20 protein-coding genes are annotated in these 21,358 nt (G+C 59.2%); 7 read left to right on the forward strand and 13 right to left on the reverse strand.

All coding sequences use genetic code 11. The features are described 5' to 3' along the window. Window positions 1–57: 57 nt before the first annotated feature. From nagC to nagB, 3 genes are read right to left on the reverse strand one after another with little or no spacing between them, the layout of a single operon-like run. Window positions 58–1,272: a DNA-binding transcriptional regulator NagC gene (gene nagC, locus BN1139_RS00675; protein ID WP_005334312.1), complete on the reverse strand. Its 1,215-nt coding sequence runs from the start codon at window positions 1,270–1,272 to the stop codon at window positions 58–60. 4 nt (window positions 1,273–1,276) lie between these two features. Beyond that, entirely contained in the window at window positions 1,277–2,422 is a 1,146-nt protein-coding gene (nagA, locus tag BN1139_RS00680; protein ID WP_005350531.1) for an N-acetylglucosamine-6-phosphate deacetylase, read from the reverse strand. 9 nt (window positions 2,423–2,431) lie between these two features. Then, entirely contained in the window at window positions 2,432–3,232 is an 801-nt protein-coding gene (gene nagB, locus BN1139_RS00685; protein ID WP_005334308.1) for a glucosamine-6-phosphate deaminase, read from the reverse strand. A gap of 273 nt (window positions 3,233–3,505) precedes the next feature. Here nagB and nagE point away from each other — a divergent pair, with 273 nt between their 5' ends. From nagE to glnS, 3 genes are all read left to right on the forward strand, one after another. Continuing rightward, on the forward strand, window positions 3,506–4,984 hold the full coding sequence (nagE, locus tag BN1139_RS00690) for an N-acetylglucosamine-specific PTS transporter subunit IIBC (protein WP_005334306.1): 1,479 nt from the start codon (window positions 3,506–3,508) through the stop codon (window positions 4,982–4,984). 121 nt (window positions 4,985–5,105) lie between these two features. After that, complete coding sequence (locus BN1139_RS00695; RefSeq protein WP_005350533.1) at window positions 5,106–7,769, forward strand: beta-N-acetylhexosaminidase; 2,664 nt, start codon at window positions 5,106–5,108, stop codon at window positions 7,767–7,769. A gap of 355 nt (window positions 7,770–8,124) precedes the next feature. Further along, window positions 8,125–9,786, forward strand: a complete 1,662-nt coding sequence (gene glnS / locus BN1139_RS00700; RefSeq protein WP_005350535.1) for a glutamine--tRNA ligase — start codon at window positions 8,125–8,127, stop codon at window positions 9,784–9,786. A 116-nt stretch (window positions 9,787–9,902) separates the two neighbouring features. Here glnS and fur read toward each other — a convergent pair whose 3' ends face one another. Then, window positions 9,903–10,331, reverse strand: a complete 429-nt coding sequence (gene fur / locus BN1139_RS00705) for a ferric iron uptake transcriptional regulator (RefSeq protein ID WP_005334301.1) — start codon at window positions 10,329–10,331, stop codon at window positions 9,903–9,905. A 241-nt stretch (window positions 10,332–10,572) separates the two neighbouring features. On the opposite strand from fur, the gene BN1139_RS00710 reads away from it, so the two are divergent. Beyond that, window positions 10,573–11,046 carry a DUF4442 domain-containing protein gene (locus BN1139_RS00710; protein ID WP_005334300.1) on the forward strand — a complete coding sequence of 158 codons (474 nt, stop codon included), beginning with the start codon at window positions 10,573–10,575 and terminating at the stop codon, window positions 11,044–11,046. A gap of 89 nt (window positions 11,047–11,135) precedes the next feature. Here BN1139_RS00710 and fldA read toward each other — a convergent pair whose 3' ends face one another. The 4 genes from fldA to BN1139_RS00730 are packed head-to-tail and all read right to left on the reverse strand — an operon-like array spanning window position 11,136 to window position 13,076. Then, complete coding sequence (gene fldA / locus BN1139_RS00715) at window positions 11,136–11,660, reverse strand: flavodoxin FldA (RefSeq protein WP_005334298.1); 525 nt, start codon at window positions 11,658–11,660, stop codon at window positions 11,136–11,138. A 39-nt stretch (window positions 11,661–11,699) separates the two neighbouring features. Beyond that, complete coding sequence (ybfE, locus tag BN1139_RS00720) at window positions 11,700–11,996, reverse strand: LexA regulated protein (protein WP_005334297.1); 297 nt, start codon at window positions 11,994–11,996, stop codon at window positions 11,700–11,702. 20 nt (window positions 11,997–12,016) lie between these two features. Beyond that, the gene (locus BN1139_RS00725; protein WP_005334296.1) at window positions 12,017–12,238 is read right to left on the reverse strand and encodes a DUF2788 domain-containing protein; all 222 of its coding nucleotides are present in this window, start codon (window positions 12,236–12,238) and stop codon (window positions 12,017–12,019) included. 55 nt (window positions 12,239–12,293) lie between these two features. After that, a complete protein-coding gene (locus BN1139_RS00730) occupies window positions 12,294–13,076 on the reverse strand; it encodes an alpha/beta fold hydrolase (RefSeq protein ID WP_005350539.1) in 783 nt (260 codons plus the stop codon). A gap of 274 nt (window positions 13,077–13,350) precedes the next feature. Here BN1139_RS00730 and seqA point away from each other — a divergent pair, with 274 nt between their 5' ends. Both seqA and pgm read left to right on the forward strand, forming a co-directional pair. After that, window positions 13,351–13,860 (forward strand): replication initiation negative regulator SeqA, encoded by a 510-nt coding sequence (gene seqA / locus BN1139_RS00735; protein ID WP_005350541.1) that lies wholly within the window; start codon window positions 13,351–13,353, stop codon window positions 13,858–13,860. A 58-nt stretch (window positions 13,861–13,918) separates the two neighbouring features. Next, window positions 13,919–15,568: a phosphoglucomutase (alpha-D-glucose-1,6-bisphosphate-dependent) gene (pgm, locus tag BN1139_RS00740; RefSeq protein ID WP_005350542.1), complete on the forward strand. Its 1,650-nt coding sequence runs from the start codon at window positions 13,919–13,921 to the stop codon at window positions 15,566–15,568. An 86-nt stretch (window positions 15,569–15,654) separates the two neighbouring features. Here pgm and BN1139_RS00745 read toward each other — a convergent pair whose 3' ends face one another. Further along, complete coding sequence (locus tag BN1139_RS00745; protein WP_005350543.1) at window positions 15,655–16,536, reverse strand: DMT family transporter; 882 nt, start codon at window positions 16,534–16,536, stop codon at window positions 15,655–15,657. A 95-nt stretch (window positions 16,537–16,631) separates the two neighbouring features. Here BN1139_RS00745 and BN1139_RS00750 point away from each other — a divergent pair, with 95 nt between their 5' ends. Beyond that, the gene (locus BN1139_RS00750) at window positions 16,632–17,114 is read left to right on the forward strand and encodes a MarR family winged helix-turn-helix transcriptional regulator (RefSeq protein ID WP_005334289.1); all 483 of its coding nucleotides are present in this window, start codon (window positions 16,632–16,634) and stop codon (window positions 17,112–17,114) included. Window positions 17,115–17,162: 48 nt separating this feature from the next. Here the strand turns inward: BN1139_RS00750 and mltB are convergent, their stop codons facing one another. The 4 genes from mltB to BN1139_RS00770 form a co-directional block, all read right to left on the reverse strand. Beyond that, window positions 17,163–18,254, reverse strand: coding sequence for a lytic murein transglycosylase B (gene mltB / locus BN1139_RS00755; RefSeq protein WP_013723926.1), 1,092 nt, complete (start codon window positions 18,252–18,254; stop codon window positions 17,163–17,165). A gap of 105 nt (window positions 18,255–18,359) precedes the next feature. Beyond that, window positions 18,360–19,001 (reverse strand): CDP-alcohol phosphatidyltransferase family protein, encoded by a 642-nt coding sequence (locus BN1139_RS00760; protein WP_005350547.1) that lies wholly within the window; start codon window positions 18,999–19,001, stop codon window positions 18,360–18,362. 14 nt (window positions 19,002–19,015) lie between these two features. Then, complete coding sequence (locus BN1139_RS00765; RefSeq protein ID WP_005350550.1) at window positions 19,016–19,666, reverse strand: ATP-binding cassette domain-containing protein; 651 nt, start codon at window positions 19,664–19,666, stop codon at window positions 19,016–19,018. Between the two features lie 23 nt (window positions 19,667–19,689). Next, on the reverse strand, window positions 19,690–21,324 hold the full coding sequence (locus BN1139_RS00770) for an ABC transporter permease (RefSeq protein WP_005350553.1): 1,635 nt from the start codon (window positions 21,322–21,324) through the stop codon (window positions 19,690–19,692). Between the last annotated feature and the right edge of the window lie 34 nt (window positions 21,325–21,358).

Below are 21,358 nucleotides of genomic sequence, written 5' to 3' on the forward strand. Positions count from 1 at the left end.
CATAATAGAAAACGGCAGCCACTGGCTGCCGTTTTGTTATCTCGCAAGATCAGAGCCTTACTTCTGCTCCATGATGATCTGCAGCAGATCCCCCTCCAGCAGAGCGCGCTTGACCAGTGCAAAGCCGCCATAGGTCGGCTGGTTCTGGAAGCGGGCTTTCACAATGGGCAGGCCACGGTGGAAGCTCGGCAGGGATTGATGCTCGACGCAGCGACGGATGGCCGGGAAGAGGATCTCTTCGGCGGCGGTGATTTCACCGGCGATCAGCACCTTCTGCGGGTTGAACAGGTTGACCGTGATGGCCACCGCTCGTCCCAGATGCTCACCCACGTTCTCGATGACGCTGCGGGCCAGCTCATCACCTGCCAGCGCCGCCTTGCACACCTCCTGAATGGTGATGTGCTTCTCTTGCAGTGCGCTCTGGTGACCGCGGCTGATGAGCTCTTTCACCTTGTCGATGATCGCTTCGTTGGAGGCGATGGTCTCGAGGCAGCCGAAGTTGCCACAGTGACAGCGCTTGCCGAGCGGCTCGACCTGAATATGGCCGATCTCGCCGACGTTGCGGTTCTGACCGAGGAACACCTGACCCTTGGTGATGATCCCCGAGCCCGTCCCCTGGTGGACACTCACCAGAATGGAGTCCATGCAGTCGCGGGACTCGCCGAAGAAGTGTTCGGCCAACGCCAGCGAGCGGGTGTCGTTGCCCACGTAGCAGGGGAGGTTGAAGTGGTTCTCAAGCAGCTTCGCCAGTCCCAGATTGCGGATCTGGTACTTGGGGGTGTAGATGACCATACCGGATTCCGGGTTGACCAGACCCGGCATGGTCAGCGCGATGCTGATGAGGTTGCGACAACGTTCGCGGTTGGCATCGATAAAGGCGCCAATCTCTCGCAGCAGCATGTCGACCACGGGTTGCTGGTCGATCTCGGTCACCTGAATGACGTGCTGGTCGAGCTCCTTGCCATCGAGGTCATAGAGACTCAGTTGCAGGTAGCCGCGGCCCAGCTTGGCAGAGACAAACTGAAAGCGATGTTTGATGGTGGTCAGGGAGATGGCACGCCGCCCGCCGGTTGAGGCTTGCGGAGAGGTCTCCTTGATCAGGCCATGCTCGATCAGTTGCCGGGTTATTTTGGTCACGCTGGCCGGGGCCAGCTGACTCAACTCGGCAATCTTGACCCGGGAGATGGGGCCTTGCAGGTCGATGAGCCGATACACGGCTGCACTGTTGACCTGCTTGATAAGATCTACGTTTGCTATTTGTCCGCCAGTCATGATGTCACTGTTGTGTGTAGTGTCCGTTAACCACGGTCCCACGGACCGTGAAGTCCTGATCGAAGACAGTGAGGTTGGCTACTTTACCGACCTGGATACTACCGAGACGTGAGTCCCATCCAATGGCGCGAGCGGGGTAGAGGCTGGCCATTCTCAGTGCTTCATCGAGCGGTAATCCGACCTGCTTGACCAGATTTTCCACCCCCTCAATCATGGTGAGGGAGGAACCGCCGAGTGTACCATTCTCGTCGATGCACTGACCATCGCGTAAAAAGACGGTGGTGCCACAAAAATCAAATTTCTCAAAGCCTTCCGGAGCACCTGCTGCTGCGGTGGCATCAGTGACCAGCACCAGTCGCTCCCCCAGCGCCTTGTGAGCCAGACGCACGTTGGCCCAGTGTACATGGTGGCCATCGACGATGATGCCCGCGTAGACATCCTTGCGATCATAGATGGCGCCCACGACGCCCGGCTCGCGACCGTTGAGGGTCGGAGTCATGGCGTTGTAGAGGTGGGTCGCAAAGCGAATACCGTTATCGAACCCGGCCATGGCCTGATCGTAACTGGCGGCAGTGTGACCGGCCGAGACCAGAATGCCCGCTTCTACCAGACGGCGGATATGGGCCGGCTCGTTGCGCTCCGGAGCCAGGGTGATTTTGGTGATGGCATCCGCGTTGGCGCAGAAGAAGTCGATCATCTCGTCCGCTGGCTGGCGAATTTGCGCAGCAGGGTGGATCCCCTTGCGCTTGAGGTTGGTGTAAGGCCCTTCCAGATGGACGCCCAGCACCTCGTTGGGGTGTGCAGCCATGTAGTCACGGGTCACCGCAACGGCCTGCTTCATGTCGGCATCCGGACTGGTGATCAGGGTCGGCAGGAAGCTGGTGGTACCGGATTTGAGGTTGGCCGCCTGCATGGTCGCCAGGGTCTCGACCGTGATCTCGGTGTTGAACATCACCCCGCCACAGCCGTTGAGCTGCACGTCGATAAAACCGGCAGTCAGGTTGGCGCCTTTGAGGTCAATCTGCTCGATGCCCGCAGGCAGTTCGGCCAGGTGAGAGATGGCGACAATCTTGTCGCCCTCGATAAGCACCCCGTAGCCGGTCAGCACGCAGCTGCCGGTGTAGAGGGTGCAGTTGGTCAATGCGTACATGACGACTCCTTACAGACGGCCGATGTTGGCGGCTTCCAGCTGCTGGAAGTAGCGAACGGTCTTGACCTTGAGCTCCATGGTTGAGGGCTCGTCGCACACCATCATTCCCTTCGGATGCAGTTGCAGGGTGGAGATGGTCCACATGTGGTTGACGCTGCCTTCCACGGCGGCCTGCAGGGCCAGTGCCTTGCCGTGACCGGTGACCAGGATCATGATCTCTTCCGCATCCATCAGGGTGCCGACACCCACGGTCAGGGCCAGTTTGGGCACCTGCTCCATGTCGCCACCGAAGAAGCGGGAGTTGGCGATACGGGTGTCTTCGGTCAGGGTCTTGACCCGGGTGCGGGAGGAGAGGGAAGAGGCCGGCTCGTTGAACGCGATGTGGCCGTCGTTACCCACGCCACCCATGAACAGGTGGATCTTGCCGTAGGACTTGATCTTGTCTTCGTAGCGCTTGCACTCGGCCACCAGATCCTCGGCATTGCCGTTGAGGATGTTGATGTTTTCGGGACGAATGTCGATGTGACTGAAGAAGTTGTTGTGCATGAAGCTGTGGTAGCTCTCCGGGTGATCTTCCGGCAGGCCGACGTACTCGTCCATGTTGAAGGTGACCACGTTCTGGAAGCTCACTTCACCGGCTTTGTGCAACTCGATCAGGCGCTTGTAGGTGTTGAGCGGGGTGCCACCGGTGGGCAGGCCCAGTACGAAAGGGCGATCGCTGGTCGGCTTGAACGCGTTGATGCGGTCAACGATGTAACGAGCAGACCACAGGCCTACTTGGCTGGCAGATTTCAACGGGATCAGGCGCATATGGGATACCTCTGTGTCGGGTTGCGACCGGTTTGGCGGTGGCAATTGGCTAAGACGGATTCAAGTTGTTTTATAGCGTAAATAAAGATTGCGAACTAAGCCACATCTATCCACCACCTTTATCTTGTTTGGGTGATAACGATCACGATTATCGGTTTATTAATTTGCGCAGCGAAATAAAAGCCCTAGACTGCCAATCAAGCCTTGATGGCTTATGCGTCAAACGTGATAAGCACTTAATTTCTAGAAAAACATTAACTAAGGAGAGGAACCGTGAACATTCTCGGTTATTTGCAAAAGATCGGCCGTGCCCTGATGGTGCCGGTAGCGGTATTGCCTGCCGCCGCGATCCTGATGGGGGTTGGCTACTGGATTGACCCGAATGGTTGGGGTGGTGACAGTGCGCTGGCTGCCTTCCTGATTAAAGCGGGCGCAGCCATTATCGATAACATGTCCGTACTGTTCGCAGTCGGTGTCGCTTACGGTATGTCCAAGGATAAAGACGGTTCTGCTGCGCTGGCAGGTCTGGTCGGCTTCCTGGTCGTTACCACCCTGCTGAGCCCGGGCGCTGTGGCACAGATCAAGAGCATCCCGGTGGAGCAGGTTCCTGCCGCGTTTGCCAAGATCAGCAACCAGTTCGTGGGTATCCTGTGTGGTGTTATCGCCGCTGAGCTGTACAACCGCTTCAGCAGCGTCGAGCTGCACAAGGCACTCTCCTTCTTCTCCGGTCGTCGTCTGGTACCGATCGTAACCTCCGTGGTGATGATCGTTGTATCCTTCATCCTGATGGCCGTATGGCCGGCAATCTACGGTGGTCTGGTCTCCTTCGGTGAGTCCATCGTGAGCCTGGGCTCTACCGGTGCCGGTATCTACGCCTTCTTCAACCGTCTGCTGATCCCGATCGGTCTGCACCACGCCCTGAACTCCGTGTTCTGGTTCAACGTGGCCGGTATCAACGACATCCCGAACTTCCTGGGTGGTCAGGCTACCATCGATGCCGCTCTGGCCGCTGGCAAGAGCCTGGAGCAGGTGAAAGGCGTGGTCGGTATGTACCAGGCTGGCTTCTTCCCCATCATGATGTTCGGTCTGCCGGGTGCCGCTCTGGCCATCTACCACTCCGCCAAGAAAGAGAACAAAGAGAAAGTTGCTTCCATCATGATCGCAGCTGCCTTTGCCTCCTTCTTCACCGGTGTAACCGAGCCGCTCGAGTTCTCCTTCATGTTCGTGGCGCCGGTACTGTATGTCATCCACGCCGTACTGACCGGTATCTCCGTGTTCATCGCTGCCTCCATGCAGTGGATGGCCGGTTTCGGTTTCAGTGCCGGTCTGGTGGATATGGTGCTCTCCAGCCGTAACCCGCTGGCGACCAACTGGTACATGCTGATCCCTCAGGGTCTGGTCTTCTTCGGCCTCTACTACACCGTGTTCCGCGTAGTGATTGCCAAGCTGAACCTGAAAACCCCGGGTCGTGAAGATGACGAAGAGAGTGCTCCGGCTGCCGCTCAATCTACCAACCGTACCGAGCTGGCCAAGCAATACCTGGAAGTGCTGGGTGGTCAAGAGAACCTGGTCTCCATCGATGCCTGCATCACCCGTCTGCGTCTGACTCTGAAAGACCGCAGCATCGTCGATGAGCGCAAGCTGAAAGCCCTGGGTGCGGCCGGTGTGGTCAAACTCGGTGAGCAGAACCTGCAGGTGATTCTGGGCCCATTGGCCGAAATCATCGCCGGTGAGATGAAAGCCCTGCGTTAATCGAGCGACTCGCTCACCTCAAGTCTAAGTCCATTGTTGACATAACTAAGGGCCCCACTCAGGGGCCCCATATAAAAAAGCCAAGAAAATCCAACCTTTACTTCAAATGAGAGCAGCAGTTATGAACTTGAAACATTCTCTGTTAGCCATTGCCATGTCTACCGTTTTTGTCAGCCAGGTCCAGGCAGCCGATGCCGCCAAGCAGGCCGTGGTCGACTCCCTCGCCAACAACCTGGTGGTCAAGTATGAGGTGGTCACCAACGACGGTGCCGGTGCCGGCCTCGATTGCCAGGCGCTCGGTTCCGAGTGGGCGAGCTGTGGCGTTGCCAAGCTGCACCTGACCAATACCGGTGCGGACGTCACCTCCAAAGACTGGAGCATCTACGTCTCCTCCATCCGTCGTATCCAGCGTGTGGATAACGACCAGTTCACCATCACCCACCTGACCGGCGATCTCTATCGTTTGACGCCAAGCGAGAAGTTCCAGGGCTTTGCCAAGGATGCCACGGTTGAAGTGCCGCTGGTGGTGGAATACTGGGTACTGTTCGAATCTGACATCATGCCGAACTGGTATGTCGCCAGCGAAGGTGCCGAGCCGAAAGTACTGGCCAGCATGAGCAACATCAATGATGCCAGCACCTACGAGAAGCCGATGCCGGCCGATGGCTGGAAGCGCACCAAGGATGACAAGAACATCCTGATGAACAGCGAAACCCGTTTCGCGGCCAACCAGACCAGCACCCTGCTGCCGGCTGGCAAGATTGACAACCAGATCCTGCCGACCCCGATGAAGCAGGTAGTCAAAGCTGGCCCGCAGGTTGACTTCTCTACCATCAAACTCAATGCCCTGGATCTGGCGAGCGATCGCGCCGAGGCCCTGAAGGCTCAACTGACCAAGCTGGGTGTTACCCTCTCCGACACCGGCTACCCGGTGACCATCAAGCTCGGCAGCAAGCTCAAGCAGGCTGAAGGCTATGACATGACCATCGGTCAGAAGGGCACAGTGATCCAGGGGCGCGACATCGACGGGGCATTCTGGGGTGCACAATCCCTGATCTCCCTGCTGGGTGTTGATGACAAGCTGGTGAGCCCGATGACCGTCGAGGATGCGCCGCGCTTTGAATACCGTGGCATGCAGACCGACGTGGCCCGCCACTTCCGCAGTCTGGATACCATGAAGAAGCTGGTTGACCAGATGTCTGCCATGAAGCTCAACGTGCTGCACCTTGGCCTGACCAACGATGAAGGCTGGCGTCTGGAGATCCCGGGTCTGCCGGAGCTGACCCAGGTCGGTAGCCAGCGTTGCCACGACGAGTCCGAAACCAAGTGCCTGATGCCGCAACTGGGTTCCGGCCCGACCAGCGACAACCAGGGTTCCGGTTTCTACAGCAAGTCTGACTACGTGGATCTGGTGCGTTATGCCAAGGCCCGCGGGGTGACCGTGATCCCCGAGATCAACATGCCGGCCCACGCCCGTGCTGCCGTGGTCTCCATGGAAGCGCGCTACAAGCGTCTGATGGCGGAAGGCAAAGAGGCGGAAGCCAACCAGTTCCGTCTGACTGATCCGGCTGACACCTCCAACGTCACCTCGGTCCAGTTCTACGACAAGATGTCCTTCATCAACCCTTGCCAGCCGGGTGCTGCCACCTTCGTGGCCAAGGTCATGGATGAAGTTGCCCAGATGCACCAGGCCGCCGGTCAGCCACTGACCGCATGGCACTACGGTGGTGATGAGGCTAAGAACATCATGCAGGGCGGTGGCTATCAGGATCCGGCCGTCACCAAGAAAGAAGAGCTGGTCGCCTGGAAAGGCAACGTCGACTCCAGCAAGCAGGACAAGCCGTTTGGCAAGTCCCCGATGTGCCAGAAGATGATCGACGAAGGCAAGATCAAGGAAGTGGGCGAGCTGCCGGTTTACTTCGCCAAGGAAGTGGGCCAGATGGTCAAAGACCGCGGCTTCTCTACCCTGCAGGCGTGGGAAGATGGTCTGAAGTACGCCAGCGGTGCCAAGGACTTCGCCACCGACAACACCCGTGTCAATTTCTGGGAAACCCTCTACTGGGGTGGCTTCAACGAAGCGATGAAGTGGGCCCACAAGGGTTACGAAGTGGTGTTGTCCAACCCGGATTACCTCTACTTCGACTTCCCGAACGAAGTACACCCGGCTGAGCGTGGCTACTACTGGGCAACCCGTTTCAACGACACCCGCAAGGTATTTGCCTTCGCCCCGGAAAACCTGCCGCAGAACGCCGAGACTTCGGTTGACCGCGACGGCAACGCCTTCGTGGCCAAGGGTGACCAGGATCCGGTCAAGTTCAAGGGGATCTCCGGTCAGCAGTGGAGTGAAACCGTGCGTACCGATGCTCAGTACGAGTACATGGTCTACCCGCGTATCTTCTCCGTGGCCGAGCGCGCCTGGCACAAAGGTGGCTTTGAGCTGAACTATGTGAAGGGTCGTGAGTTCTCCGGCGAGACCAAGTTCGTCAACAAGGCCACCCTCAACAAAGAGTGGAACCAGTTTGCCAACGTACTGGGTCAGCGCGTGCTGCCGAAACTGGATCAGGCCGGTGTTGAATACCGCCTCTCCGTACCGGGTGCCAAGGTAGTGAACGGTGTGCTGGAAGCGAACGTGGATCTGCCGGGTCTGCCCATCCAGTACAGCCTGGACGGTACCAACTGGAGTGCCTATGACGCCGCGGCCAAGCCGAGCGTGAATGGCAAGGTCTACCTGCGTACCACCAGCTTCGATGGCAAGCGCACCAGCCGCGTCACCGAACTGAACTGATAGCAGTCAACCGTTAACATGAGGTGGGTCGCAAGACCCGCCTTTCCCAAGGGCGATGGCGCATCGGGTTTGGGAAAGGTTGACTGTGCGTGTGAGCCTTTGTTGTGTGTAATTGTCTGTTTTGTGTTTTTCATCACTTTCAGCCCCGCCTCGTGCGGGGCTTTTTTATGCATTTGGTGTGCAATGTGCCAAGCCACGCCGTTTTTAGCGGTGCAATGGCCGGGAAATGGCCCGGAAGTGCCAAATTCAGGTTGAGACAGCGCCCGTAATAAGGGATCATACCCGGCTTGACGGCGGGGGGATGAGGGTGCCAGCCGGCACAACTTCCGCCAGTGACGCTTTTTTGAGGTGAGCCATGAGTCAGGCGAACAGCCCAACTAACTTTATTCGTCAGATCATTGATGAAGATCTGGCCAGCGGTAAGCACAGCAGCGTGCATACCCGTTTTCCGCCCGAGCCGAACGGTTATCTCCATATCGGCCACGCCAAGTCCATCTGTCTGAACTTCGGCATCGCCCGCGACTATCAGGGCCAGTGCAACCTGCGTTTCGATGACACCAACCCGGTGAAGGAAGATATCGAGTACGTAGAGTCCATCAAGCAGGACGTGCAGTGGCTCGGCTTCCAGTGGAACGGCGAGATCTGCTACTCCTCCGACTATTTCGACAAGCTGCACGGCTACGCCATCGAGCTGATTGAAAAGGGTCTGGCCTATGTGGACGAGCTGACGCCCGAGCAGATGCGCGAGTACCGTGGCACCCTGACTGAAGCTGGCAAGAACAGCCCGTTCCGCGATCGCAGCGTGGAAGAGAACCTGGCGCTGTTTGCCAAGATGAAGAATGGCGAGTTCGCCGAAGGCACCGCCTGCCTGCGCGCCAAGATTGACATGGCATCTCCCTTCATGGTGATGCGTGATCCGGTTATCTACCGCATCAAGTTTGCCCACCACCACCAGACCGGTGACAAGTGGTGCATCTACCCGATGTATGACTTCACCCACTGCATCTCGGACGCGCTGGAAGGGATCACCCACTCCATCTGTACCCTGGAGTTCCAGGACAACCGTCGCCTGTACGACTGGGTGCTGGACAACATCACCATCGACTGCCACCCCCGTCAGTACGAGTTCTCTCGTCTGAACCTCGAATACACCGTCATGTCCAAGCGCAAGCTGAACCTGCTGGTGACCGAGAAGCACGTCGATGGTTGGGATGACCCGCGCATGCTGACCGTCTCCGGTCTGCGTCGTCGTGGTTACACCCCGGCCTCCATCCGCGAGTTCTGCAAGCGCATCGGCGTCACCAAGCAGGACAACATCGTCGAGATGAGCATGCTGGAAGCCTGCATCCGTGAAGACCTCAACGAGAATGCGCCGCGCGCCATGGCCGTGCTGCATCCGGTGAAAGTGGTCATCGAGAACCTGGCTGCCGACGAAGTGCTGACTGCCCCGGCCCACCCGAGCAATGCCGAGATGGGTACCCGCGAGCTGAACTTCACCCGCGAGATCTTCATCGACGAAGCGGACTTCAAAGAAGAGGCGAACAAGCAGTTCAAGCGTCTGGTGCTGGGCAAGGAAGTGCGTCTGCGCAATGCCTATGTGATCAAGGCTGAGCGCATAGAGAAAGATGCCGATGGCAAGGTGACTTGCATCTACTGTTCCTACGATCCTGAGACCCTGGGCAAGGATCCGGCCGATGGCCGCAAGGTGAAAGGGGTGATCCACTGGGTCAGCGCCACTCACTCCCTGCCAGCAGAAGTGCGTCTCTACGATCGTCTGTTCAAGGTACCGAACCCGGGCGCCGAGGATGACTTCGAAGCTGCGCTGAACCCGGAATCCCTGGTGATCATCGAGGGTGCCCGTGTCGAAGCTTCGCTCAAGAACGCCAAGCCGGAGCAGGCTTACCAGTTCGAGCGTGAAGGTTACTTCTGCGCCGACAACAAGCTCTCCAGCCCGGAGCATCTGGTGTTCAACCGCACCGTTGCCCTGCGTGACTCCTGGGGCAAGGTAGAAGGCTAACTCAGTAGGGCAGGGGAAACCCTGCCCTGTGTGCTGCCAGCGGCCTGCGCCGGACAATAAAAAAGCCAGCATCAGCTGGCTTTTTTATTGTCCGTTATCTGCAAGTCGCGGCCGACTTATTCGTCGTGCTTGCACTCACCAGTAGCACAATGACCGTAGAGGTAGAGGCTGTGATTGGTGAGACGGATATTGAATTTCTTGGCGATCTCGCGCTGACGCTGTTCGATCACTTCGTCGGAGAACTCGATCACCTTGCCGCAGTCGAGGCAAACCAGGTGGTCGTGATGCTCCTGAGTGGCCAGTTCGAATACCGACTTGCCACCTTCGAAGTGGTGACGGGTAACGATACCGGCATCATCAAACTGGTTGAGAACGCGATAGACGGTAGCGAGACCAATCTCTTCACCCAGGTCGATCAGTCGTTTATAGAGATCTTCGGCGCTGGTGTGCTGGCAGTCCGGCTGTTGCAGGATTTCCAGGATTTTGACCCGGGGCAAAGTGATCTTGAGCCCGGCCTTTTTTAACGCTTGGTTGTTGTCTGCCATATTCTACTTATTCGCATTCTCGAAGGTGGGGTTATTCTGATGGACTGCCGCAGGAATGGCAACCTTGAACTCGCTTGGCCTGTCATTATAGGTCGTAGCCTCCCTAAAAATAAACCCAGCAATTCAAGGGGTTTAGCCATAAATGGCCGGTTGGATTGAAATAATCAATCGTGTCGTCCGACTTGCTGGCATGGCAGATGTTGATAAGATGTAACTTTCATATTCTGGTCGGATGAGATCCATGGATTGGCTTTTTGACAATGCGGCCTGGGTGCGCCGTGCACTCAACGCCTGGCCCCCTTTCTGGGGTGCCGGTATCAAGATAGAGACCCTGAGCGATGACTTTCGCTACTGCCGGGTGACCCTCAAATCCCGCTGGTGGAACAAGAACGCCAACCGCACCCAGTTTGGCGGCAGCATGTTTGCCATGACGGACCCCATCTATCCGCTGATGCTGATGGGCTACTTCAAGAATCGCTACTACGTCTGGGACAAGGCGGGCAGCATCAACTACATCAAGCCGGGCAAGGGCAAGCTGGTGGCCGAGTTTAACCTGACCGAGGGCAAGCTGGCCGAAATCGTGGCGGCGACCGAAGGTGGCAACAAACATTTCCCCGAATTCGAGGTGACGGTACAAGACAAGAGCGGCGAGCTGGTGGCGCAGGTCAAGCGCACCCTCTATGTGCGAGCCAAACCGGAGCACAGAGGTGAATAACAGGGGAGAATGAAGGCAGGCATCGCCACTTGCAGATACAACAAGGGCCCGTCAGGGCCCTTGTTGTCAGAGGTATGAGGGGAAGCGGATTACTCCAGCTCGCCTAGGCACATCTCTTCGTGCAGCTGCTTGCACCAGCCCTTGACGCGCTCGGCGGTCAGCTCCGGCTGGCGATCTTCATCGATACCCAGACCGACAAAGTGCTTGTCATCGACCAGTGCCTTGGAGGCTTCGAACTCGTAGCCGGCAGTCGGCCAGTGACCGATGATGATGGCGCCTTTGGCTTCGACGATGTCACGCAGGGTGCCCATGGCGTCGAGGAAGTACTCGGAATAGTCTTCCTGATCACCGCAACCGAAGATGGCGACCAGCTTGTTGGTGAAGTCGATTTCGCCCAGATCGGGGAAGAAGTCGTCCCAGTCGGCCTGGGCTTCGCCGTAGTACCAAGTCGGGATGCCGAACATCAGCAGATCAAAGCTCTCGATGTCGGCCTTGCTGCTCTTGGCGATGTCACGGACTTCAATCAGGTTTTTGCCCAGCTCTTTCTGGATCATCTTGGCGACAGCTTCGGTGTTACCGGTATCGCTGCCAAAAAACAGACCTACACTTGCCATAGTGTTTAGTTACCCGTATTTGGTGTTAATGCTCAACGCTCAGACTGCAATGTCCACCGCAAAGGCGGACTCAATCTGTTGTTTCAGGATAGATTGGATCAGCTCGGCTCGGCTGATGTTCTGTTGTAACGCAAGTTGGTTCAGGCGCTCCAGCAACTCGGCCTCCACCTTTAACTCTACCCGCTTCAGCCCATTTTCCCGATCGCGCTTAAGCTGGTTACGCTTGTTGATCTTGAGCTGGGTCTCGCGGGGGAGTGGATTGGTCTTTGGCCTGCCGGGGCGCTTCTCATTTGCGAACAGATCCAGTGTTGTTCGATCAGTTTGCTGTTTGGCCATACATCACAGATGAAAATAAGTTAGCCGAGTCCTGAGCCTTCCCAGCCCAGTTCGATCAGCCCCTTGGCGACAAAACCCGCACAACCCAGAAACAGTACCAACCAGACGATAAAACGACCGAAACGGGGCACGTTGCCGCGCTTGAGCACGTCCTGAATGGCCAGGCCAATCAATATGAAAATGGCCACAAAGAATAACTTGAGGCCCAAACTTTCGATCAGGTCGATATGTTCACTTAGCATGGATTGCGCACACTCCTTATGACGGGCGCACTATATCACAAAGGATTTGAAACTGTTAACCGCCTGTCGACAGGAAATCCACAACCAATTTGTTGAACAGAGCCGGTTTTTCCGCATGCAACCAGTGGCCGGTACCCGCGATGACACGCACCTTTGCCGCCGGGAATTGGGCCAGTGCCGTCTCGCTGTATTGGAGCTGCATATAGTCAGAATTCCCCCCCTTGATAAAGAGCACAGGCCCCTCGAAGCGATGCTCATCCTCTGGCCAGCCCATGATGTTGGCGTAGTTTTGCTCAAGGGCGGGCACATTGAAGCGCCAACCCCAGCCATGCTCGCCTCTGGCGAAGGATTTGAGCAGGAACTGGCGCACCCCGGCGAGCTCGATATGCTGCGCCAGCATGGCTTCCGCTTCACTACGGCTTTGCGGCGGCGTGCGCAGTGTGGCGTTGAGTCCGGCGAACACATTCTGGTGGCGGGAGTGGGGATAGGCGACTGGCGCCATGTCGGCGACGACCAGCTTGGTCACCCGCGCTGGCGCCAGCTTGGCGACCTGCATCCCTACCTTGCCGCCCATCGAGTGGCCAATCAGGGTCGCTTCGGCAATATTCAGCCGATCCATCAGGGTCAGGATGTCGCCAGCTTGGGCCGGATAGCTCATCTCGCTGCTATGAAAGGAGGCGCCGTGGTTGCGCAGATCGACGCTGATGACCCGGTACTGTTCGCAGAGGGCACGGGCCAGCAGGCCGAGGTTGTCGAGGCTGCCGAACAGCCCGTGGATCAGAATGACCGCCGGCCCCTGACCCTGCTCCTTGAAGTTCAATATGCTGTTTTGTTGCAAAATGACACCTTGTCGGTCGTGGGTGCGTATCGCTGTTTTATTTAACGCACTGGAAGGAAAAGGATTTCGTCCAATGGATTGGGATTTTATGTGGTTTTTTTTCTAAAAAATCCCGTCCGGATCGGCTATCAGTGCGGCTGATCACACACTTGGCCCGCTATTATGCCGTATTCTCGATGAGATTCATGTACATCTGCCAGCCCCTTGCTTGGGCTGTCGGGTTTGCCTATGTATAATCGCCGCATCCGAATTTCGACGAGTCCAGCGCATCCCTATGAAAACCATCGAGCTTGATGACGATCTCTACTTCTATATCGCCAGCCAGACCCGGCACATTGGTGAGAGTGCCTCCGATATCCTGCGCCGTCTGCTGGAACAGCCTGCTCACCAACGTGTGCCGGTTGCCGAGCCCGTTGCTGTCGCGCAGCCCAGTACCGTAGCCACCCAACAAGGGCTGCAAGCCTTGCTCGATTCTGGTGAGCTGCAAAAAGAAGAGAAGTCCATCAACCGCTTCATGCTGGTGCTGAGTACCCTCTACCGGGATAACCCGGAAGGCTTTACCCAGGCCACCGAAATCAAGGGGCGCAAGCGCGTCTATTTCTCGCAGGATCCCGAGGCTCTGCGTGCCAGTGGCAGCACCACCAAGCCCAAGCCGGTACCGGAGACCCCGTTCTGGGTAATCACCAACACCAACACCAGCCGCAAGCAGAATATGGTGGCCCAGCTGATGGCCAGCATGGGCTATGGCGAAGAGGTGATCGCGCAGGTGTGTGGCGCCATTTAACGATTCTTCAAGACTCAGGCCTTGCCCGGCAAGGCCGCCATTACGCAAGGAAAACGCCATGGCTCAGCATTCCCACGCCGGTCAACCGGCCCGTTTAAGCGATCTGACCAACATCCCCCGTCTGGTCAGCGCCTACTACCTCAACAAGCCGGACATGAGCCGCCCCGAGCAGCGGGTTGCCTTCGGTACCTCCGGCCACCGTGGCAGCGCCCTGCACAGCGCCTTTACCGAATCCCATATTCTGGCGGTGACCCAGGCGCTGGTGGAGTATCGCCAGCAGGCCGGCATCACTGGCCCGCTGTTTGTCGGCATGGATACCCACGCCCTGTCCGAATCCGCTTTTGCCAGCGCCGTCGAAGTGCTGGCCGCCAACGGCGTTGAAACTCGCATTCAAGCCGGTATGGGCTTTACCCCGACCCCGGTCATCTCTCACGCCATCCTGCGCCACAATGCAGGCAAACCGGCTGCCCGTGCTGACGGTGTGGTGATCACTCCGTCCCACAACCCTCCGGAAGATGGTGGCTTCAAGTACAACCCGCCCCATGGTGGCCCCGCCGAAGGGGAGATCACCAAGTGGGTGGAAGACCGCGCCAACGCCATTCTGGAAGCGGGTCTGGCTGGCGTGAAACGGATGCCGTTTGCCGAAGCCCTCAAGAGCCCGTTCGTGGTGGAGCACGACTATGTCACCCCTTATGTGGATGATCTGAAGAACGTGCTGGACATGGACGCCATCAAGAATGCGGGCATCAAGATCGGTGTCGATCCGCTGGGCGGCTCCGGCGTTGCCTACTGGGACGTCATCGCCAAGACCTATGGCCTGAATATCGAGGTGGTGAACTACAAGGTCGACCCGACCTTCTCCTTCATGACCCTGGATAAAGACGGCAAGATCCGGATGGACTGCTCCAGCCCGTTCGCTATGGCCAGTCTGATTGCCCTCAAGGACAAGTTCGACATCGCCCTTGGCAACGACCCTGACTACGACCGTCACGGCATCGTTACCAAGTCCGGCCTGATGAACCCGAACCATTACCTGGCGGTGGCAATCCAGTATCTGTTTACCCATCGCACCGGCTGGTCTGCGGATGCGGCCGTTGGCAAGACGCTGGTCTCTTCCTCCATGATCGACCGGGTTGCCGGCGAGATTGGCCGCACCCTGAAAGAGGTGCCGGTCGGCTTCAAGTGGTTCGTGGATGGCCTCTACAGCGGCGAGTTTGGCTTTGGCGGCGAAGAGAGCGCGGGCGCCTCCTTCCTGCGCAAAGATGGTACCGTCTGGACCACCGACAAGGATGGTTTCATTCTGGCGCTGCTGGCAGCGGAAATTCTGGCGGTGACCGGCAAGGATCCGCAGGCTCATTACGACGTACTGGAAGCCAAATTTGGCCGCTCCAGCTATCGCCGTATCGACGCCCCGGCCAACAGCGCCCAGAAAGCGGTGCTCTCCAAGCTGGATCCGGCACTGGTAGAAGCCTCAACGCTTGCCGGTGAGCCCATCATCGCCAAGCTGACCAAGGCGCCGGGCAACGATGCCGCCATCGGCGGCCTCAAGGTGGTGACCGAGAACGGCTGGTTCGCGGCGCGCCCCTCCGGCACCGAGTCCATCTACAAGATCTATATGGAGAGCTTCAAGGGCGACGCGCACCTCGACCTCATCCAGCAGGAAGCCCAGCAGATCGTCTCCGCGGCACTGGCCAAGGCCGGCGTATAAGCCACCTTCCAGTCACTGACCGCTGACTAAAAAGAGGAGCCGCAATGGCTCCTCTTGTTTATGCATGGGGTGAGGTGGTCTGGTGTTTACACCTCGTTACAGATCCCTGTACTCGCTCGGCGGGCTTGCCAACGTTTGAAGAAGGAGCGTGCTGGCAGTTTCATCAGGAACAGGGAGAGCAGGATCACCCCGATGCCGATCCACTGGCTGACATCCAGGGTTTCACCCACCATCAATACCCCAAGCGACACAGCCATCATGGGATTGGTGAGGGCCAGCATGCCCATCACCTCCGGGCCGTGGTGCTTTAATCCCCACAACCAGGCCCAGTAGCCCAGCGCGGTGTTGAGCAGGATCAACCAGAGCAATCCCGGCACACTGGCCGGATCCGGTAACGGCATTGGGCCAGCCAGCCACCAGGCGAGCGGGATCAGCATCAAGCCCCCAAGCAGCAATTGCCAGGCGGTCAGCGCCAGCAGATCGTTTACCGGCCAGTGGCGCATCCAGCGGCTGGATTGGCCGATCAGCACTGTGGCCAGCATGGCGCATGCAACTCCGACAGGATCCAGATTGGCAGAGGGGTTGAGCAACAGTAATACCCCAGCCAACCCCATCAATCCCAGCAGTAGCCATTTCAGGCTCGGTCGTGTGCCATCTTGCAACCAGGCCAGTAGCATCAGCACCAGCGGCAGGGTGGCACCAAGTGTACCTGCTACTGCCCCCGGCAGCCGGAAGGCTGCCACAAACAGCAAAGCGAAGAAGGCGGCAATGTTGCAAAACGCCAACAGGAACTGCTTGCCCCAGGGCAGAGGCGGCATGCGCGGATGCAACAGTAACAAGAGCAGCCCGGCAGGCAGTGCCCGCCATACGGCAACCCAGTAGGGCGAGTAGTCAGTCAGGTAGAGGCTGACGACAGCATAGGTGCTGCCCCACAGCAGTGGAGCCAGCAAGGCGATCAGCATTGGCATTATTTATCTCTTCGTAAAGTATCTTCAAGTGAAGATAAATTAGCGCCAAATTGATTTATCATCAAGTATCTCGATATAAAGATAAGTAGTTGGCGATGGAATCAGATCATGTAGACCTGCTGCTGGCTCAGTGGGCCCGGCAGCGACCGGATCTCGACTGTTCTCCTATGGGGGTGCTGGGTCGGGTAGCCCGGATGGCGGCAATTGCCGGTCGTGAGGTGAGTGAAGAGCTCAAGGAGTGCGGCTTGCTTGGCACGGACTTCGACATTTTGGCGACCCTGCGTCGGTCGGGTGAGCCACTGACGCCGACAGTGCTCTACCAGTCGGCCATGTTGAGTTCGGGTGCCATGACGGCCCGGCTCGACAAGCTGGCCGAGCGGGGACTGATAGAGCGGCAAGCGGCGCCCAGCGATCGGCGCAGCCTGCTGGTCTGCCTGACCGAATCGGGCAAAGCGCTCATTGACCGGGCGGTTGAGCTGCACGTGGCCAACGAGCGTCGCCTGCTGGCGCCACTGACCGAGGCGGAGCAGGCTCAGTTAGCGGCACTGCTCAAACGCTGGTTGCTGGAAAACGAATAACAAAAACGGGCCAGCAGGCCCGTTTTTGTTGGCAAATCAGTGCTTGACTCAGTAACCGCCTTTGGCCTCTTTCACCGCCAGCCCCAGCTGCCACACCGCCATGGCGTAGTGGGTGCTGTGGTTGTAGCGGGTGATGGTGTAGAAGTTGGGCAGGCCGTACCAGTATTGGTAGCCGGTGCCTACATCGAGGCGTAGCAGGCTCGACTCGCTGTGGTTGCCTAGGCTGCTGGTGGGGGTCAGCCCTGCGCGGCGCAGGGTGGCGACCCGGTAGCGGGTCTGGAAGCCATGCTCATAGCCGGGCAGTTGGCCCTGACCGCGCACCGCCACCGGTTGGCCTTTCTCCCAGCCGTGGGCCTTGAAGTAGTTGGCGACGCTGCCGATGGCATCTACCGGATCCCACAGGTTGGTGTGGCCGTTGCCGTCAAAGTCCACCGCATAGCGCTGGAAGCTGGAGGGCATAAACTGGCCGTAGCCCATGGCGCCCGCATAGGAGCCCTTGGGTTCGGTGGGGTCCATCCCCTCGTCGCGGGTCATCACCAGGAAGGCTTCCAATTCGCTCGTGAAGAACTCGGCGCGGCGCGGGTAATCAAACGCCAGGGTGGCCAGTGCATCCAGAATGCGGGTCTTGCCCATCACCCGGCCCCAGCGGGTCTCGACCCCGATAATGCCGACGATGATCTCCGGCGGCACCCCGTAGATCTGCTCCGCCCGGTTCAGCTCGCTTGCGTATTCACGCCAGAAGTTGACGCCGTTCTGTACGTTGTCGGGGGTGATGAACTTGGCGCGATAGCGGTTCCAGGCGCCGGTCGGGCCGGTGGGCTTGGCGGTGGTCGGCGCCTGGGCATCCATCAGGCGGATGATCCAGTCGTAACGCTCTGCCTGTGCCAGCACCTGATGCAGCTGGGCGTTGTCAAAACCGTGCTTCTCGACCATCTTCTGGACGAACCGGTCCACGTTGGGGCGGTTGGCGAAGTCCCCCTTGCTAACCCCTTGTGTATAAACGGGTTTGCTCGATGGCGCCTGATTGATAAAGGCGCTCTTGGGCTGGGGGACTACCACGGGCTTTGGCGCTGGGGCGCTGCTGCAGCCACCGAGCAGGGGGAATAACGACAGAGTGAGAAGAGAGGCAAGGCGACGCATAGGGTTCTCAAAGAGACTGATAAAAGTGTCGCAATGGTAAAACATTGTCATCCGGGCGCAAGTGTTCCGTGCGCCTTGTTTGCCGCCAATTCATCGTGCGATGGATTAGCCCTTCTGTGAGGGCTGTGCTGTTTCGCGCTGGGGGGGACGCAGGGTGTGGTAACCGCTCCAGAGTCGGGTCAGGGTGGTAATGGCGCAGAGCAGGGCAAAGCCGTAGGCGAGCGGGGCGAAGGCGGTGGGCCACAGGCACATCAGCACAAAGAGGGCGATGGTTTCGCTCCCCTCGGTGAGGCCGCCCAGATAGTAGAGGGATTTGTGGTGGTAGACCGGATTGTCGATCCCCCGCTTGCCCGCCATGATGGCAAACGCCAGAAAGCTCGAGCCGGTGCCCATAAAGGCAAACAGCAGGGTGGCGGCGGGCAGTGCATTGGCCGGGGCGGCGAGGGCAAAGCCCAGCACCACGGCGGCGTAGAAAATAAAGTCGAGCGTGATGTCGAGAAAGCCGCCGCAATCGGTGATGCCGGTTTCCCGCGCCACGGCGCCATCGAGCCCGTCCAGCAGCCGGTTGAGCAGGATGGTCGCGAGTGCCCACTGATAGCTGCCAAAGGCCAGCAGCGGCAGCGCCAGCATGCCGATGGCAAAGCCGGTGAGGCTCACCTGATTGGCACTGATCCCGGCACGGCAGAGCGGTTTGGCAAGCTGGGTGAGAGGGCTGCGGATCACGGGGATCAGGTGGCGGTCAAACAAGGTGAACTCCTCGGTTAAAAACAGGATTCGGTGAGATTGAGTATGGTGCCCGGTGCATCCTCTTCGTCGTGGGTCACCAGGATGGCGGGGATGGCCAGCGCTTTGATCTGCGCGAATACCAGCTCGCGAAAGGCGGCCCGCAGCGGCTTGTCGAGGCGGGAGAAAGGCTCGTCCAGCAGCAGGGCGTCGGGTTCCGCCAACAGCGCCCGCAGCAGACTGACCCGCGCCCGCTGACCCCCTGACAGCAGTTGCGGCAGCTTGTCAGCCTGATCCGCCAGTGTGACCTGTGCCAATGCGGCCAGTGCCTTTTCCCGCCGCGCGCGTTTTCCCTTGATGGTTGCAGGCATACCGAACATCAGGTTCTCCGCCACCGTCAGATGGTCGAACAGCAGGTCATCCTGAAACAGCATGCCGATGCGCCGTGCTTGCGCAGGCAAGGTGTTGAGTGGCCGCTCGCCGAGCCTTACCTCCCCCTCCAGCCGGATCGGGTCGCTATCTGTCTGCGCGCCGGGCAGTACCCCGGCCAGCCCCGCCAGCAGGGAGCTTTTACCGCAGCCGCTCGGCCCCATTAGGGTCAATACCTCGCCGGGGGCCACCTGCAGGGCGGGCAGCGAGAGCAGCAGATTTTCATCAAGGTAAAGCCGAAGAGGCGTGCTGCTCAGCATATGGTTGTTTCCATCATGAGAGTTCATCGTGAGCCGCCCCCCTTGAGCGCCGGATTGATCCGCGCTGGCAGCCAGAGCGCCAGCAGGTAGATAACGAGTGGCAACAGCAGTTGCAGCAGGCCGTAGAGCCCCGCCAGCCGCCGGTTGAGGCCGCTGCCGATGGCCACCGCTTCAGTGGTGATGGTGACCACCCTGCCAGCCCCAAACAGCAGGGTCGGCAGGTATTGGGCCAAACTAACCGCCGCCCCGACGCCGAAGGCAAACAGCAGCGGGCGCGCCAGCAGCGGCGCTTTGACCTGCCACCAGGCTCGCCATGGCGTTGCCCCCAGCAGCAGGGCGCTCTGGGTGATCCGTGGATCGAACTGGCGATAGGGGCCGTGCAGGCAGAGATAGACATACGGAAAGACAAACAGCAGCTGGCTCCAGAGCACCCAGCCCCAGCCAATGCCGCTACTTATCGAGTCATGAGCAAGCCAGTCCAGCCCGAGCCGGATGCCAAACAGCAGGCTCGCCTGTGGCAGCAACAGCGGCAGGCAGATGAGCCAGAGCGGCCAGGGGCGGCGCCCGGCTTGTGCCTCCAGACTGCACACCGCCATCATCAGTGCCAACAAGCCGCTCACCAGCGCCAGCAGTGCGCTGGTTGCCAGCAGCGGCAGCAGGGTTGGCAGCAGATCCAGCCAGTAGTGACTGCTCCACTGGCTAGGCCAGAGGGCGGGAAAGGGCCAGCGGCGCGCCAGCGACCAGAGCAGCAGGGCCGCCAGCACCGCCAGATTGAGGGTGATCAGGGTGAAGGCAAAGCCCGCTGCGAGCCGGTTGGCAAAGAAGTGGGGCGCCGCCCGTTTGCCATTGAGCCAGTAGCCTTTGCCCATCTCTTTATGAAGCCACTCCAGTAATCTGAGCATGGCAATGAGCAGCGCCGTGATGGCGAGCAGCAGCAGGGCGCCGCTGGCGGTGGCGCCACGCCAGAGCAGATCCGGGTCCTGATACCAGAGCCACAACCGCACCGCCAGTGGGGCGGGGGCATCGGGCCCGAGCAGCTGGGCGAGATCCACCACCGCCACTCCGTAGGCCGCCACCGCATAGATGGGCAGGCGCAGGGCAGGCCAGAGGGCGGGCAGCAGCAGGCGCCACCAGGTCTGGGGGGCGCTGAAGCCAAGGCTTGCCCCCAGCCACTGCTGGCGTGCCAGCTGGATGGGTTGCTGCGCGGCCATCGCCATCAGTAGCAAAAAGGGGGTCTCCTTGAAAACGAGCAGTGCAATCAGCCCGAGCCCCCAAGGATCCCGAATGGTCTGCCAATCGGGGGGAAGATCAAACCCTGTTAGAGCTGGCGAGAGGAGCCGCAGCAGCCAGCCGGAGGGGGCGAGCAGAAAGGCAAAGCCGATGGCAAAGGCGACGTGGGGCATGGCCAGCATAGGCGAGAGCAGGCGGCGGAGCAGTCCGAAAGCCCGGCTGTCGCTGTGGGCCAGCAGCAGGGCGGTCATCAGCAGGCTGCCAAGGGTTGAGGCAGCGCCAATCCACAGACTCAGCGCTGCTGAGTGCCATAGGCCAGGCTGGGCCAGCAGCAAGGCGAGATGAGAGGCGATCATCCCCTCCGCCAGCAGTTGCCACAGTCCCGCCAGCAATGGGATGACGAAGATCGCCAGATAAATGACCGCCATCCCCGCACTCATACTGGGGTGGCGTGTCAACCGG

Origin of the sequence: Aeromonas veronii bv. veronii (genome assembly GCF_000820225.1) — a bacterium.
GTDB classification, from domain to species: domain Bacteria; phylum Pseudomonadota; class Gammaproteobacteria; order Enterobacterales; family Aeromonadaceae; genus Aeromonas; species Aeromonas veronii.